The organism is Parasedimentitalea maritima (assembly GCF_005771405.1).
In the GTDB taxonomy this organism is placed as follows: Bacteria; Pseudomonadota; Alphaproteobacteria; order Rhodobacterales; family Rhodobacteraceae; genus Parasedimentitalea; species Parasedimentitalea maritima.
Window position 1 is genome coordinate 39453 of the sequence record NZ_VAUA01000012.1, and the last position, 15010, is coordinate 54462.

General features: G+C 51.3%; 13 protein-coding genes and 1 tRNA gene. 5 read left to right on the top strand and 9 right to left on the bottom strand.

What is annotated here, in order from left to right:
- Positions 1–165: 165 nt before the first annotated feature.
- Positions 166–750: an HNH endonuclease gene (locus tag FEE96_RS20250; protein ID WP_138164954.1), complete on the top strand. Its 585-nt coding sequence runs from the start codon at positions 166–168 to the stop codon at positions 748–750.
- Between the two features lie 48 nt (positions 751–798).
- On the opposite strand, the gene FEE96_RS20255 is transcribed toward FEE96_RS20250, so the two are convergent.
- The 3 genes from FEE96_RS20255 to rocF are packed head-to-tail and all read right to left on the bottom strand — an operon-like array spanning position 799 to position 3694.
- Positions 799–1845 carry an ornithine cyclodeaminase gene (locus FEE96_RS20255; RefSeq protein ID WP_138164955.1) on the bottom strand — a complete coding sequence of 349 codons (1047 nt, stop codon included), beginning with the start codon at positions 1843–1845 and terminating at the stop codon, positions 799–801.
- Entirely contained in the window at positions 1842–2771 is a 930-nt protein-coding gene (gene ctlX / locus FEE96_RS20260) for a citrulline utilization hydrolase CtlX (protein ID WP_138164956.1), read from the bottom strand. The genes FEE96_RS20255 and ctlX overlap by 4 nt, the downstream gene beginning before the upstream one ends.
- The gene (rocF, locus tag FEE96_RS20265) at positions 2768–3694 is read right to left on the bottom strand and encodes an arginase (protein ID WP_138164957.1); all 927 of its coding nucleotides are present in this window, start codon (positions 3692–3694) and stop codon (positions 2768–2770) included. Before rocF ends, ctlX begins: the two co-directional genes overlap by 4 nt.
- 116 nt (positions 3695–3810) lie before the next feature.
- Here rocF and FEE96_RS20270 point away from each other — a divergent pair, with 116 nt between their 5' ends.
- Positions 3811–4236 (top strand): Lrp/AsnC family transcriptional regulator, encoded by a 426-nt coding sequence (locus FEE96_RS20270; protein WP_138164958.1) that lies wholly within the window; start codon positions 3811–3813, stop codon positions 4234–4236.
- A gap of 34 nt (positions 4237–4270) precedes the next feature.
- Here the strand turns inward: FEE96_RS20270 and FEE96_RS20275 are convergent, their stop codons facing one another.
- Together FEE96_RS20275 and FEE96_RS20280 are read right to left on the bottom strand one after the other, a co-directional pair.
- Complete coding sequence (locus tag FEE96_RS20275; RefSeq protein ID WP_138164959.1) at positions 4271–4732, bottom strand: disulfide bond formation protein B; 462 nt, start codon at positions 4730–4732, stop codon at positions 4271–4273.
- Positions 4733–4735: 3 nt separating this feature from the next.
- Positions 4736–5314, bottom strand: a complete 579-nt coding sequence (locus tag FEE96_RS20280) for a YqaA family protein (protein WP_138164960.1) — start codon at positions 5312–5314, stop codon at positions 4736–4738.
- 152 nt (positions 5315–5466) lie between these two features.
- Here FEE96_RS20280 and FEE96_RS20285 point away from each other — a divergent pair.
- A tRNA-Leu gene (locus FEE96_RS20285) sits at positions 5467–5552 on the top strand.
- Positions 5553–5955: 403 nt separating this feature from the next.
- Here the strand turns inward: FEE96_RS20285 and FEE96_RS20290 are convergent.
- Positions 5956–6531: a hypothetical protein gene (locus FEE96_RS20290; RefSeq protein WP_138164961.1), complete on the bottom strand. Its 576-nt coding sequence runs from the start codon at positions 6529–6531 to the stop codon at positions 5956–5958.
- A 734-nt stretch (positions 6532–7265) separates the two neighbouring features.
- Between FEE96_RS20290 and FEE96_RS20295 the strand changes: the two genes are divergently transcribed.
- Positions 7266–7949, top strand: a complete 684-nt coding sequence (locus FEE96_RS20295) for a hypothetical protein (protein ID WP_138164962.1) — start codon at positions 7266–7268, stop codon at positions 7947–7949.
- Here FEE96_RS20295 and FEE96_RS20300 read toward each other — a convergent pair.
- Together FEE96_RS20300 and FEE96_RS20305 are read right to left on the bottom strand one after the other, a co-directional pair.
- The gene (locus FEE96_RS20300; protein ID WP_138164963.1) at positions 7926–8657 is read right to left on the bottom strand and encodes a helix-turn-helix domain-containing protein; all 732 of its coding nucleotides are present in this window, start codon (positions 8655–8657) and stop codon (positions 7926–7928) included. The two genes, FEE96_RS20295 and FEE96_RS20300, sit on opposite strands and share 24 nt — an antisense overlap.
- Positions 8658–10008: 1351 nt before the next feature.
- Positions 10009–10680: a hypothetical protein gene (locus FEE96_RS20305; RefSeq protein WP_212744803.1), complete on the bottom strand. Its 672-nt coding sequence runs from the start codon at positions 10678–10680 to the stop codon at positions 10009–10011.
- Positions 10681–10868: 188 nt separating this feature from the next.
- Here FEE96_RS20305 and FEE96_RS20310 point away from each other — a divergent pair, with 188 nt between their 5' ends.
- Positions 10869–11489, top strand: coding sequence for a CGNR zinc finger domain-containing protein (locus FEE96_RS20310; RefSeq protein ID WP_138164964.1), 621 nt, complete (start codon positions 10869–10871; stop codon positions 11487–11489).
- 369 nt (positions 11490–11858) lie between these two features.
- Here the strand turns inward: FEE96_RS20310 and FEE96_RS20315 are convergent, their stop codons facing one another.
- Positions 11859–15005, bottom strand: a complete 3147-nt coding sequence (locus FEE96_RS20315) for a hypothetical protein (RefSeq protein ID WP_138164965.1) — start codon at positions 15003–15005, stop codon at positions 11859–11861.
- Between the last annotated feature and the right edge of the window lie 5 nt (positions 15006–15010).

Below are 15010 nucleotides of genomic sequence, written 5' to 3' on the forward strand. Positions count from 1 at the left end.
CTATCATTTTGCTGTTACAATTCCCGCATATGCTAATTGCGAGATATAGTGGAAACTGGGGGCTTGTCAGGTTTCAACCACGATATATAGTTAATCATATGCTGGGGCGGGTTCCCCGCTCTGGTACCGGATAGACGGGTAGACAGGGCGAGGAAGACGTTTCAGATGGATGGCGACTTTAGAACTGACTTTGTGCGCACGCCAGGCGCCTTGAAACAACATCCGGCGCTGGTGTTGAATGCCGATTATCGGCCATTGTCCTATTATCCCTTGTCCCTATGGCCTTGGCAGGATGCGATCAAAGCAGCCTGGCTGGAGCGTGTTGATATCGTAGCCGAATACGATGAAGAGGTGCACAGCCCCAGTACAGTGATCCGAATACCTTCGGTGGTGGTGCTAAAGGACTATGTGAAACCCCAAAAGCGCGTGGCCTTCACGCGCTTTAATTTATTCTTGCGGGACGAATTTTGTTGCCAATATTGCGGGGCACGTGGTGACCTGACGTTTGATCATGTTGTGCCAAGAGCCGCCGGCGGTGTTACCAGCTGGGAAAACGTGGTTGCGGCCTGTTCACCCTGTAATCTGCGCAAGGGGTCAAAACCGTTGCACAGGCTGGACATGTTCTTGCAAAAGGCGCCAAGGCAACCTGGCGCAGAAGAATTGCGCAATACAGGCCGAAAATTCCCACCGAACCACTTGCATGGAAGTTGGATGGACTTTCTGTACTGGGACGCTGAGTTGGATGCATAGGCAATGTTGAGGGAGAAATCCCGGCACAGAATGCCGGGATTTGCTGGCTTATTGGGCGGCGCGTTGAACCATACCAAACAGGTCACGTGGATCATCTGGATCGGCCAACATGTCCAATTCAAAGAAGAAATCGCTGTCTTTGATGCGGTCTCGGATGTAGCGGAGTGCTGAAAAGTCTTCGATCGCAAAGCCAACACTGTCAAACAACGTGATCTGGCGATCACTGGTACGGCCGGTTTTCGTACCGTTGATCACTTGCCACAATTCAGTGACCGGAAAATCCTCAGCCATCTGTTGGATTTCACCTTCGATACGGGTCTGAGGTGGGAATTCAACAAAAACGTCCGAACGGGTTAGGATCCCGGCCGCCAGCTCGGTTTTGCCGGGGCAATCGCCGCCGATTGCATTGATGTGGACACCTGCGCCAACCATGTTGTCGGTTAGGATTGTGGCGCATTGCTTATCCGCGGTGCAGGTGGTGAGGATTTGTGCTCCCTCAATGGCTTGTTCCGGCGTTTTGCAAATGACCACATCCAATCCAGTGCTGGCCAGGTTTGCTGCGCATTTTGCAGTGGCAGCTGGGTCGGTGTCGTAAAGGCGAACCGACGTAATGCCGCAGATGGCTTTCATAGCTAAGCTTTGGAACTCGGACTGTGCGCCATTGCCGATCATGGCCATTGTGTCAGCGCCTTTTGGAGCCAGGTATTTTGCCACCATGGCTGAGGTTGCCGCAGTGCGTAGAGCCGTCAGTATTGTCATTTCTGTCAACAACACCGGATAGCCGGTGTAGACATCCGCCATCAGGCCAAATGCAGTAACGGTTTGCAGCCCTTCCGAAGTGTTCTTGGGGTGGCCATTGACGTATTTAAAGCCGTAGGCCTCGCCATCTGACGTGGGCATCAGTTCAATGACACCAACCTCTGAGTGGCTGGCTACGCGAGGGGTTTTGTCAAACTTCTCCCAGCGCTTGAAATCATCTTCAACATAGTTGGCCAAATCAATCAGCATTTGCTCAATTCCAACATGATGAATAAGCCGCATCATGTTGTCTACGCTGACAAAAGGTACAAGTGCCTTATTGGAAGGTTGAGTCATTGGATGATCCTTTCGCGGGCGTTCAGGTGGATGCCGGCCAACATGCAGCGTACGGATCCTCCGGCAGTTTCGATTGTGGGAATGGTGAGTGGCAGTGGCGTTGCACTGCGTTCGATTGTTGCAATTTGACTGGGTGTGAGTGCATCGAGAGCGCGCGCGGACAGGGCAAGGTGGCGCTGGTGTCCGTTCAGCTCCATGGCATTTCCAGCAAATGAGGAAATCTGGTCTGCTGTCAGATCAATGACCTCCCGGCCGCTTTCCTCTAGCCGCTGCACAATTGTTGCGCGTCGAGCTGGATCAACAATCATGTCTAGACAGATCAATGCAAATTCAGTGGCGATACCCATCAGAACGTTGGTGTGATAGATGTCGTTTCCGTTTGAATCTTTGGCTTCAAATACAATGGGTTCATAGTTGAAGTGCGTGCAGAAACGCTCCAGCAGCACGGGATCCGCGCGATTGGATTTAGCTGTGTATGCGATGCGGCCAATGTGATCCAGAACCATGGCACCGGTGCCTTCGAGCGACAAATTGTCGTGTTCAAGCCCGGAATAGTCGATGACATCCTGCACCCGATACTTCTGTTTCAGCATCTCGATCACATCGGACCGCCGCTCTTTGCGGCGGTTTGGAGCGGACATCGGGTAGAGGGCGACGTGACCACCGACATGGGTCGAGAACCAGTTGTTGGGAAAGACACTGTCAGGAGTTTCTGTTCCTGTGTCGTCAAACACATGTACGATTACACCAGCAGAGCGCAACGCCTTGGTTGCACCGTCGAATTCGGCAAGTGCAGTCTTTGAAGTGTCACTGAGCGAGCGGCTCGGCAGAGTTTGAAAGGCATTGTCGCCGCTGGTTTCTGGGTTCGAACGAAACTGGTGCGGTCGTATCATGACAACCGCACTTGGTGCTTGCAGCGTATTCACGGATAGCTCCGCGTAGGGCGGTCAAATACACGGCGCCCAAGAGCTGAGGCACACAGATCGACCATCAGATGTGCGGTACGACCGCGCTCGTCTAAGAAGGGGTTGAGCTCGACTAAATCGAGAGATGTCATCAGGCCGGAATCATGTAACATTTCGCATATTAGGTGGCCTTCACGAACAGTCGCGCCACCGGGGACTGTGGTGCCTACAGCCGGAGCAACCGAGGGGTCCAGGAAATCTACGTCCAGAGAGACGTGGAGAAACCCATTGGCCTGTGCCACACGGTTCAAAAAGGTGGAGAGTGGGCGGGCGATACCATTTTCATCAATGTCACGCATATCGTGGCGATGGATATTGCTGGCCTCTAGCGCCAGTCGTTCCGGCGTGTCGACGGAACGCAACCCAATCATACAGACATTTTCCTGGGGTACCGGGTTTTTCACGGTCGGAAATCCGTTGAAGTCACTGCGACCGGTGAAATAGCCAACTGGTGTGCCGTGCAAATTGCCGCTGTCCGTGGTCAGTGGTGTGTGAAAATCAGTGTGGGCGTCTAGCCAAAGCACAAACTGTGGGCGCCCCTGATCTGCAGCATAGTTGGCAACACCCGCAACTGAGCCAAGCGACAGCGCGTGATCACCACCAAGGAAGATTGGCATCCCCTGTGTCATGGCCTGTTCCGCGCTGGCCATAAGCTGTTTGGTCCAGCCAATGGTTTCATTTGGCGCAACAAGAGGGCCGTCATCAGTGTCAGGCGTATATGGGGCAGGGGATAGATTGCCCAAATCTTCGACCCTGTGACCAAGATCGGACAGGGCTGCGTTCAGGCCAGCGGTGCGAAAGGCATCTGGTCCCATCAGGCAACCATCGCGGCGTTTGCCACTGTCGACCGGAGCACCGATGAGAATACATGTTTGCGGGGTCACGTGGGTGGACTCCTTGGATTTGCGTTTGGTTAAGTGCAACAAATCTCCGTTTAGTGGTGGAATACAGGGATGAATTTGTACATAAGGGTAGCTGTATTGCCAAATTGGAAGTTAATATGGACAAAACGGATGAGCGACTGGTGTCAGCGCTACGACATGATGCGCGGGCTTCATTGTCGGACCTGGCGCTGCAGTTAAACCTGTCACGAACCACAGTGAGAGCACGGATTGAGCGGCTTCAGTCGCGTGGCGATATTCTTGGCTTTACAGTTGTTGTCAAAGAGGACGTGCTACGGGACCCTGTACGCGGGTTGATGCTGATTGGGATTGAGGGGCGTGGTGCCAACAGGATTACCAGGCAATTACAAGGTATTCCTGAAGTGCGAGCCATTCATTCGACCAATGGGCGTTGGGATTTGATCGTTGAACTGGGGACCGAGACGCTGGAGACGCTGGATATGGCTCTGGCCAAGATCCGGACTTTTGACGGGGTTGTCAGTAGTGAAACAAATCTGCTGTTGTCGACCAAAAAAGAAACCTGAGGCGGCAATCTCACCACCTCAGGCCCTGTTTGCTTCAGTGGGCGCTGGTCCGGGCTGCCGCAATCCAGATTCCAACTAAAATCAAAGATGCAATTCCATTCCATGTGGCCATGGAAAGGCTGAACATCTCCCATGGGATATCATCGCAGCGCACCAATGGCGCACCCATGATTTGTTCCATCAGCTGTTCCGGTGTGAGGTTGCCAATGGGCCCAGAGGTGCAGGTTGTGGGGCCTTCCCACCATCCGCGTTCAACGCCACTGTGGTAGAAGCCGATGCCAGATGTGGTGAGCGCAGCCAGCGCACCCAGGTAGGGCAGTAGCGCGCCGGGGATCATCAGTGCTAGTACACCGATACCGGCGGCTGCGACATGGGGATAACGCTGCCAGTAGCACAGTTTGCAGGGCGGCATTTCACCGATGTACTGGAACCCAAGCGCCCCCAGAAGGAGCGCGGCAGAGCCGCCAGCAGCGGCAAGAATAAGAAGTCGGCGCATATGTCAAATATACCTGAGCAATAGAAATCCGCCAAACAGCAGCACCAGAAAGACAGTAAAGACAAGCCCTAAACGGTTCTCGATGAAGTCACGAATTGGTGTCCCAAACTTCCATAACAGGGCAGCGACCAGGAAAAACCGCAGTGCACGGGCCAGAATGGCAGTGGCAATAAAGGTCCCTAACGGCATGCCTGTCCAGCCGGACATGATGGTGATCACTTTGAACGGGAACGGGGTAATCCCCGCGCCCAGTACGGCCCAAAATCCAAAATCGTTGAACTTGTCATTAAATGCCAACATGGCGTCACCTTTGCCCATAGCCTCCAAAAATGGCTGACCAATGCTGTCGTAGAAAAAGGCACCAATCGCATAGCCCAGCATTCCACCCAGGACAGAGGCCACCAGTGCCACAAGCGCAATCAGCCAAGCCCGAGAAGGACGCGCAAGAATCATCGGAATCATCAGGACATCTGGTGGAATGGGAAAAAACGAGCTTTCAACAAAGGCCACTGCAGCCAGCCACCACAAAGCATGCGGATGATCGGCAAGCGCCATTGTACGATTGTAAAGGCTGCGAAGCATTGTTGGGTGTCCTGTTATCGGTTTTTATAGGTTGAATACTGGTGTTGGGTGGCTGGTCAACATGAAGGGCAGATAATTCGTCAAAATGTTGGCCTCAGAAGGAAAATTGCCTCTGGACCTCAGTCGCGGGCTTGGTTAGAGAGTTCCCCGAGGCCCAAGTGGCGGAATGGTAGACGCAGGGGATTCAAAATCCCCCGCCTTAACGGGCGTGCCGGTTCGAGTCCGGCCTTGGGTACCAAGATAAGTCTCTGTTTTTTCGAAAGAAAAGGCAGAGACTTTTTTGATTCTACGGATCGATCACGTGCTGATAGGCGGGGAACTTTATTTTCGTTCTCCCATTCTTCATTTGTTTGCCGTCTGCTTTCATTGGAGTTCGTTGGGCTGGTAGATGTGTGCAGTGAGTATTCGTCAATCAGTTGCAATCTGCAGTTTTACTATTGGTCAATGTGGGTCTTCTGAAGTGCAACATCGAAGGGTCGCCAAACCATTTAGGGGCATCAACGGCAACTATGCGGGACCTTGCGGTCACTCAGTGTTGATGACCCAACCAACGCAAACGGCCCAGAGCAGACTTAGGATTCTCCGTGCGCCGAATATCCAGATAGCAACACTGAACATTGCTACTACAATAGAAAGTCAGATCAGCAATTTACTGGCGCGGTAAGGCTTTGAATCACTCCTTGTGAGCTTTGAGCAATGGTTTCACCCGATGTCACACAACCGGATTGTCTAATGCCTTGATCCAATATTTTGTAGTAGGTGTCGTTCGAAAACATTGCATTCAAAAGGTTCTTCGGACGAATACTTCTCATGACTGCAAACGAATTACCATCAACGGTCACCACACGAATTAGCGCATCACCATCATCACTCTTTATGCGCTTGGCGTAAGGTGGGGTCCACTTACTGCTTGCGTAGCTGATCGCACTTCGCATGGCAGGGGTTCCTTGCAATGGAGCGCCTCCTTTTGCAGCGTTCGATGATTCAAAAACGAGCCAAGGTACTCCGGTCGACGTTTGGTACAGCCCGGGAGCCCGACCGAGATGTCCAGTTTGACGAGAATGCGTTTCTCCGTAGGTCAAAGTTTCAGACCTTGTACGGGAGTTGTAAGGAGCCGCCGAGGTGACCGGTCCAAACCCATAGCCTTTGGGCCCTTCCACCGGTTCGCTGCATCCCGCGACGCCGAGAAATGCAAGAATTATGATATTGGTTTTCATTGAGTACCTAATAATAATATGCCGAGCAATAATACAATTCACGAAGGATCTGTGGCAGAGTTCTGTGATCAAATTGAGGCACGTTTCAATTTGGCTCACACCTCATACTCGACAAATAGCTAGGCGAAAATCTGATGATCCAACGTGTAGCGTTGGGGTTCAAAGAGTAATTTATTTAGGGAAAGCGGTAAGCCACAAGCGGCTATTGGCTACAGCTAGGGTGTTTTAGAACTCGTTTCGAAGTGCTGCTGTGCACCAGTTTCTGGTGTACAGATTGAGGTTTCCGTTTGTACCTGCATGGCGTCCTCTTAGGTTCCTTTGTTGGATTTGCGGGGGGTCCCGGGGGAATTCCGTGAGTGAAAAGCGCGCCCTCTGTGATGTGCCGCAGCGCGCCGGTGTGGGAAAGGGCCGGGGCCCGAAACCCGGCCAAATAGATGTCCTAGCTACAAGTCTCTATTGGAGAGTGTTGCGTCATCTAAGAATATTGGCTGGCGACGGGTACTGCGCCAAAGGATTTGGCGCGTGTCAAGATGCGTGGGGCCAGTGGAGGTTTGCTGGGGGGGGCTGGCAGACCATGTTCAGTGTCTCACCGCGCGCTGTTTTTGGTGTCTCCCACTGACGTGGCACACTTTCGATCTCCCAAATCTAAATTTATTAGATCACGTACGAACTTGGACGAGGGTAATGGGGCATATATCGTGACCGAAATCTAAAAGTGAGGGAGAGATAGTGAGATGAACCAGCTTCAAATTCTAGAGGTGGCGTCTTTATACTTGCGAAAGCTGAAAGAGCAGGGGCTGTCGGTCGAATATTCGACCGACTTTGAGGCGGTGCCGGAAGATGCGCGAGAGTTTGAAAGAAATTTTCAAATGCCAGGATTTGATGTGTCACGAGTTGACCACACTGAAAAGACGGCGTTCTGGCTGTATCTAAAGGATGGGGATCAACGTATCGGTGGCGCAGCGGCGATGTTGCAGGATATTGGGCGAGAAAATTTCATCCAATACCAAAAGCGAATTTCACGCCATCATTTCCCCAATAGATCGGGAGCTGCGTTGGACTGGGTTGCTCCCCCATTGGGAGAAAAACTGTCGGGAAGGCTTGCCTATATCGGGGAGCTGACGTTTCAGCCAGGTCGCAGGGGGAAGCGGGATCGACTAGCTTCGTTTATGCGCTTGTTGCAGGTGTTAGCGATTACACAATGGAACGTAGACTGGGTCTATGCATTCATTCCTGAAAGGCATATCCAAGCCCGGTTAGATTTGGTTTACGGCTTTACGCAATCATTGTCCGCAGCACAAAAATGGACCACTCCAGAGCCGAAACTGCGTTGCAGCACCGAATGGTGGGTTGGGGCGCCTCGATCAGAGTTGGAACACATTCTTCAGGCGGATTTACTGAGGGCGAATGTCCTGTGAGTAGTTTGCCACCAAGGTCGTGCCATCTGCTAAGGTGACTGGGGCTAAAACCCTTCGGTATCTACGAGTAAATCGTTTTCCGTCTCGTAAATTTACATCTAGCGAAGGGTGGCTGATTACAGGTTCACCCTTCTCCAATGCTTCTCGGTGGGCATTCAACAGTCTTGCATTTATGTTACCATCAAATCCTTCCAGGGTTTCAATAAGCTGACCTGGATGCTGTACGTCAAAGCAAACAGAAGCGAGACTCTGTGGGCCCGTTTGGAGCGGTTGGATTCTCTTGTCATCGCTCGTGGGTTTGTTGAATAGATCTATATATGGAATTAGTTGATCAGCGTATTCCAGTCTCCCACTGCTAGCAAACCACCAATTAAGAAAAGCTTCTAGCGAAATTTCCTTACCGGCGTATAGGTGGCTCCGAACGCCAGCTTGAAAGGCTTCGTCGAGGAGGCCTATCGCTTTAGAGTTGAGGTCATCAATTTCTGAGCATGGCTCCAAGGTTACCTTGGATTTAGTTTGTGAGAAGAAGCGAATATCAACGCGGAGGGCTTTTGAAATTGCGTCTATGGTCTCGAAATCCATCTTACGTTGACTGGTCATGGCGCTGTGGAAAGTGGTATATTTGATACCCGCCATCTCGGCTGCTTTTCGCTTCGTTAGCCCCCTATCTGCGATGAGGCATTCGATTTTTTCGTGGATAGTGGGCATGTAAAGTCCAATTTATCGTACAAAACATACAAATTGTTGCACAACACTAGCGTGTGTTGCAACCTGTAGCGAGTGAAAATCGTGCAGAGAATGGTCGTGTGCGACAGAAAGTTAGATGATTTTTTAGTGCGGTTCAGGAGACTAGATTGACTGGGGTTCAATTGAGTTCTTGAACAGGGGATTTGAAGAAATGGCAAAGGCCATCTTGTTGGGTAACGTGTCCAGTCTGCCTGTGTACATGAAATCTTGAGAGATACCGTGCGGTGGCTGAATTTTTGGCGCGCCATCTATTGAGACTTGGAAATTTCTGCTCTCCCATTGATCGCAGGCGTTCCGGGGATAAAGTAACATCCCAAGTGGTTTGGAAGCGCCAGTTTTGTTCGGTTTGGTATGCTGTGATTAAAGAAATTTTTGCGACAAGACGGAAATTGTTTGTCGGCATAGACTGTTTGCCTATCGCACTGCGAAAAGTACCTGCAATGAAGACGTTGGAGCAGTTTGGTGTTTGGTGCCTTATCGTTTATGCGGGGCACTGTGTCAGACTATCAGGTTTATTTGGCTAAGAACGATGCCGTCATTCGCTGGATGGATGAGTAATTGACGAAAGAGGGCTGCACCTATCGGGGCGGTGAATGGGTCGAGAGGGCAATGAAAGCTTGGGCCACCCACATGCTCAATCTAGGACAGTCATGCCAGTCAGGACAGTTGCGCGAGACAGCGGACGTTCTGCCTATGGATAAATCGAATTTGCCTAGAAAGAGTAAGCGCAGTGAAATGGAAGCGATTTAACGGGTGGCTGGTGAAACGCGGGTGATGGGTTTGTTGGGCACGCCGCCAGAGTACATGGGGTTAGGTAAGAAATCGACAATACTCAAGCCGGGCTGACTGCGGTCTAAAACGGTGCTTTGTCAGAATCTGGCTTGCATGGCTGAGACCGGGCTGATCGAGCTGCAAGAGCGTGTTGAGGCATATGCGGGCGGGAAGCTGCGAGATAGCTTTCCCATTCCGATGCATATCACCAGAGAGGGCAGGAGAATTGAAGAACCCCTGCTTGCATTGATGATGTATTCAGGGGGGAAAACGCAGTACTATTTTCACGATGAGGATCTTCCCATAAGTCGACTTTCAAACAAAACCAGATCTTCTGGATGAGCGACCCCACACCTGATAGTCCTAATTTTCACCTAACCAAACCCAATGCAGTCAAACTGGTCGGAGTCTCTTCAGTGGGCTGATTGGCGAATAAGTCCGACCCCTTGATATGGAAGGGTGCCAAGGACGCCATTTAGATGTGATTGCGCATTATGAATATGCAGCAGGTTTAAACGTAGCAAAACGAACCAAAAAATCGCTAGTTTTCAGCAAAACAATAGAATAGCCCAGTCCCGCCTGAACCCTGAAGTTTCGTTTGGCTACACCCCCATGTCACATGTGCTGAATTCCACTGTTTGGGACGTGCTCCGCCACCAACGCGATCATGATGGCCAACCAACGCCTTACCTTTCCCGTTTGTTGTCCAATTTGAACATGTCAGGTTGTATTCCAAATTTGCCGTCCCATCTGGCAATGACCCTGTGAGAATATCATGCATGTTGGGTTTGTCCCCCAGACCATTCACAACGTCACCTTTTTCGGTCAAAGAGGTTTGCTTGCCAATGCCAGTATCTTCACTGTGCAGATGATCCAGATCGCGCGCAATCATGACACCAGTTGAATTGTGCCACGGGCCGGTTCCAATACGATCCCGTGCATTCACGGCATCATCACCAGAAGTGCTTAGATAGGCCCGCCAAACCTTTCCTGAAATACCCGCAGCTTCGGCAAGCTGGGTACAATGCGCATCCGCCCCTTCAAGGCCACCCAAATTGGCACCTTCTCCTTTGCCTTCGCTTGTTATGAAAAAACTGGTTCTTTCATCCGCGGCATGGGCCTGATTAGCTATAACGGTTAGCAGGCAGATCGCTGTCAAAACAGCGCTCAAAGCGACCCAATGACCAATGCCTCGACGGTAAACCAGTATCATTTCATATCCTCGTTGGTAAAAAAAATCCATGCTTCTTCGACTGAGGTGACCGGGTGCGATTACTCAGCACCCGTGATGGCCCATTCATTTACAAATGCGATCGTCTACGTGGCGACATATATACTTGATGATCAACCGGCAAAGTTTGTCAATTGATCCTAACCGCTAAAACAGGTTACACTGGTTAAATGTGTAATGCAATAAACCGTCCAACTGATCGCGGCTTCACTCTTATTGGTGGTGTGCTTTGCCTGGATTTTGCCAATACATGTAGTGGAAGGGACGGTGCATTCTATGAAGAGCGTATCCTTACACTTTCAGATTTGATTGCATGGTCTCTGCAGTCAGAATGTCTGGTTTGGGCGGAAAACAGGATCGAGACTGCCGTCAATGCGTTAAACCCGCGACAAACAGCATCGCTCGTTCGTACAGCGCGTTCAATTCGAGAAAACGTGTACGCTGTAATATTGGCCATTGGTGATAATGAAACACCCTCGGCGGATCTATTGAAGGTTTTGCAGGATCATTATGTTGCGTGCCTGCGCGTGGCCAGATTTGCTGTTCACGACAATTATGGACGCTGGGATTGGCGGGAAAGTAACGTGTTGGGAGCAGCAATTTTTGGTCCCATATTGCAGTCCTTTTTTGAATATCTGTCAAAGATTGATAGTGCGAGACTGAAGTGTTGTCCTGCACTCGATTGCAAATTCATTTTCCATGATTTTTCCAAAAACAAATCCCGGCTGTGGTGCGACATGGCAGTTTGCGGCAACCGTGCAAAAAGTCGAAGGTTCGGCGAAAAAAATTAACAATGAATGCTAATCCATTCAAGTAATTGAAGACTACCCCACCTGAAGTTAGTGCTTTACGACTGGGGCAGACTGACTATTGTCTAGAAGATGCCCGAACATTGTTAGCGATGTGGGGCTGACCCCAATCATCCGATATCTTGCCAGGAAGATCGTAACAGCGGCGCAGAACGCGTTTTTGGCTGATCCAAGAACAACCACTCCTCATTGGGTTGCGCTTGAACTGTTGGTCGCAACACATGTCTCAAATTTCTCTGCCGGAGTTCACTACAGGTTGGCCTGCAAGTATGTAGTTCAAAATAATGCACCAAAACTGTCGATCATCCGCCAATCCTTTGGGGGGGGGCGGATGATCAAAAGCATCTAGGCTTAGGCTACCAGTTCAGGGTAGGCCTTCAGGGCCGTAATATTACCGGTCACAACCTTGCTGCCCGCTTTGGCAATTGCGGCATATGTCTTTGATGCCTTGGCCATTCCGTCATGTTTATCGCTGCCCGCTTCATTCATCGGCTGATAGGCAGAATAAGCGGCCTCAAGGCGGTCGAGAATATCCTGTTGTGTCTCAAGTCGATCCAGCACTGCCTGATGTTTACCCGGAAAATCTTTGGCTACGCCTTCTTCGCTTTGGGCCGCTTTTGCACTGCGGGCCCCGTCGAATTTCGCGGTTTCGCCCCAGTCGGGTACTTGGGCGAGATTGGCAAGAAGGCGGTCAATGGCTGGGGTGGACGTGCTGGCTTCGTTTAGTAGAGGTGTCGCCGATTTCCGCGCTGTCGCTTTGAACATCGTCCAGTTCGCCAGTTCCAAAGCGGGCTTGCCCGGTGCCCACTTGTTATTTTTCTGGTAATCAACAGCAAGAACAGTTGGATCGTCGACAAGTTCATTTTCAAGGTATGCGACAAGACGTACACAGATGTCTTTATCATTTTGCAGGGCAGTGATCGTCAAACCGGTGGCCTTTATCGCCTGCTTGGCGGCAGTATCCCCCTGAATGGCTGCGCCATAGGCGATACAGCATTTGGCAAGCGTACTGTTCAACCTCAAAGCCTTTCGCGCAGCTTTTCGGTTGCCCGGATTGCTACGGGCATCTTTATAAGTAGCCCAGCCGATTTTGATTTCGGCTTCTTTTTGCATTTTATAGGCAAAATTCACCACAGCCGAAGCCATACTTGCCCCAGCAGATACTGCCGTCGCAACGCCTGAGGGATCAAACATACGGGCCACGTCAGACGAGGCTTTCAGCGCGGACAGAATGGCCACAATTGCAGCTTGGGAAAGATGGATTTTGGCATTGCGTACAGTGTTCTGAATCGCCGCCGCCGCACCACCTTGCCCGGCCATAGCCACATCCATGCTGTCGCACCAAGTGTTATGAACCTCGACGCATTTGACTAGCGTATAAATGTCGCGCACCAGTGCCTGCATTGAAGCGACGGCGCTGGCACCAGGAACCAGCGCTACGATTACGCCAGCCGCCCCTCCGGACAGGCCGTTGATCAACGCCACTTTCTGGCGCAGTGCTGCTGTGTTTGCCATAGCCCGGTCAATGGCATCTCCGGCGTCAGCAATTTCTTGCGGTGTTCGAGACGTAATCCCGGTGTCGGGGAAGGCCTTGGAATAGGTTTCCTCAAAGGCGCCAACTTCGGCATCAACGTCGTCGAACATTTCCTGAACCACTGCTGGACTCAGAGCGTCTTTCAACTCTTTTTCTGCAAGTTCCTGTTGTTTGGCGTCGACTTCGGCATCGATAAGCTTCTGAAGCTCCTCTACCGAAGCCGGGTCCATCGTTGGAAGGTTCGGTTTGATCTGCGCCATGTTGATCTTCTGAACGCCTGAGACTGAACTGTTGATCGCATCCATCGCCTTGGCAGCCGCGGCATCCTGAGATGCCTCCTGATTGGCACCTGTGGTTTCTAGGTAGTTGCCTTCAATGGGGGTGTCAGACACCTGTCGGCGATAGTTTTCCTCTGCACTGACATCTTTGTGCATCGCGTCAAAAATGGCTTCGGATGAAGGAGCCAGTGCGGCGGCAACAGCAGCTCCGCCAAGCAGCATTCCCAATGCTTTGGTATCACCGCGCTTGTAGGCCGCAACAATTGCCGGGCCGTTTCCAGCCTGGGTGATTGCCACTTTTAGACCATTGGCAAGCAGAGCAAGCTGAGCTTTACTGTCTTTATCGGCCTGCTTTTGTTCAGCTTGCTTTTCGGCTGTTGCGTTCTTGTCAACGGTGTTGATCTGCGAAGCCGCTGCGTTGATACTGTCGGCGACAGCCCCAGCAAGTGTCCCAACCGCCCCCGCAATCATGGCGGCCCTTTTGGCTTCATCTGGTTCTTTCCAGATGGCGTATGCCGCGGGAACCAAACGTGCACCAGCAAAGCCAGCATTCAGTGAACAGGTAATGCAGGTTATAAATCCGGCTTCGGACTTGCCCCCATCTTGGGAACCCGCCAAAATCCCTGCCGTTGCGCTTTTCACCGCCATGCCCTGCGCAATTTCCAGACCTTTGGTCAGGGTTTGCGCCCATTTTGCCCATTTGTCCTGATCCTTTGGGGCGTATTTATGCTCGATTGCAAGCTCAGTCATCGACAGTCCACCGTTCAACAACGCCGTGCCCGCATCGATGTACCTGGGTATGTTCTCCAGCTCCCTCACTTGCTTGTCTTTTGTCGCAATTTGTGCGTCAACCGCTGCTGTATCACCCGGAGGGTTTTGACCTTTCAGGACTTCTTTTTGCTCTTTCAGTTCGTTCAATTCGGTCTTACCAGCGGCGACGTCAGTTGCATTCTTCATCTGAAACGACCCGGACACGATGGCCCCGGTCACGGTGACCGTCTCTTTGGCAATGCGCAGACCAAAGGCCAAATTATCCTGTGTTTTAGTATGCGTGGCTGTGTAGGCTGCCAGTTTATCGCCGTACAGCTCCTGCGCGCCTTTGAAGGCGATGGCGTGTTCGGAAAAATCGTCCGGCACCATGTTTTCTGGGATCAGTCCCGATCGAACCAAAGGCGTCCAAAGTTCATTACGGATGTCTTCATCGGTAAAAAGGGGATTGCCTTTGTCATCGAACTGCAACCGCATGGTCTTTTCCATCTCTTTGATCCGCTGAAAAGAGTCAGTCAGCGCGATCAAGTCTTTTGGGTCGATGTTTTGGGTTTTCTCGTTGATATCGGCAATCGTGTCGACTTCCACGTCGGCCCGCAGTTCATATTTTGACAACAGCCCCTTATTGGTGTCGCTGTCGTCAGCGCGCCATTTCATTTCGCCAACATCTTTCGCGTCAGAACCGGTCATCTGACGCCAAGCAGCTTTTAGGGCACCTGGATCCTTAGTTTTCTTAACAACGATGCCCTGCGCCTCGTCTATTTCGTCACGCACTTCATCCAGGCGTTGGCGAATATTTTCGTCAAGAACCTTTTGTTTTAAAGCGTCATGCGCGATCTGATCATTGACCGCTGCAATGTCGATTTTCTTGCCCGAGACCCATTTGATCCAATTGGCTTCGTTTTCGCTAAAGGACATGTGTC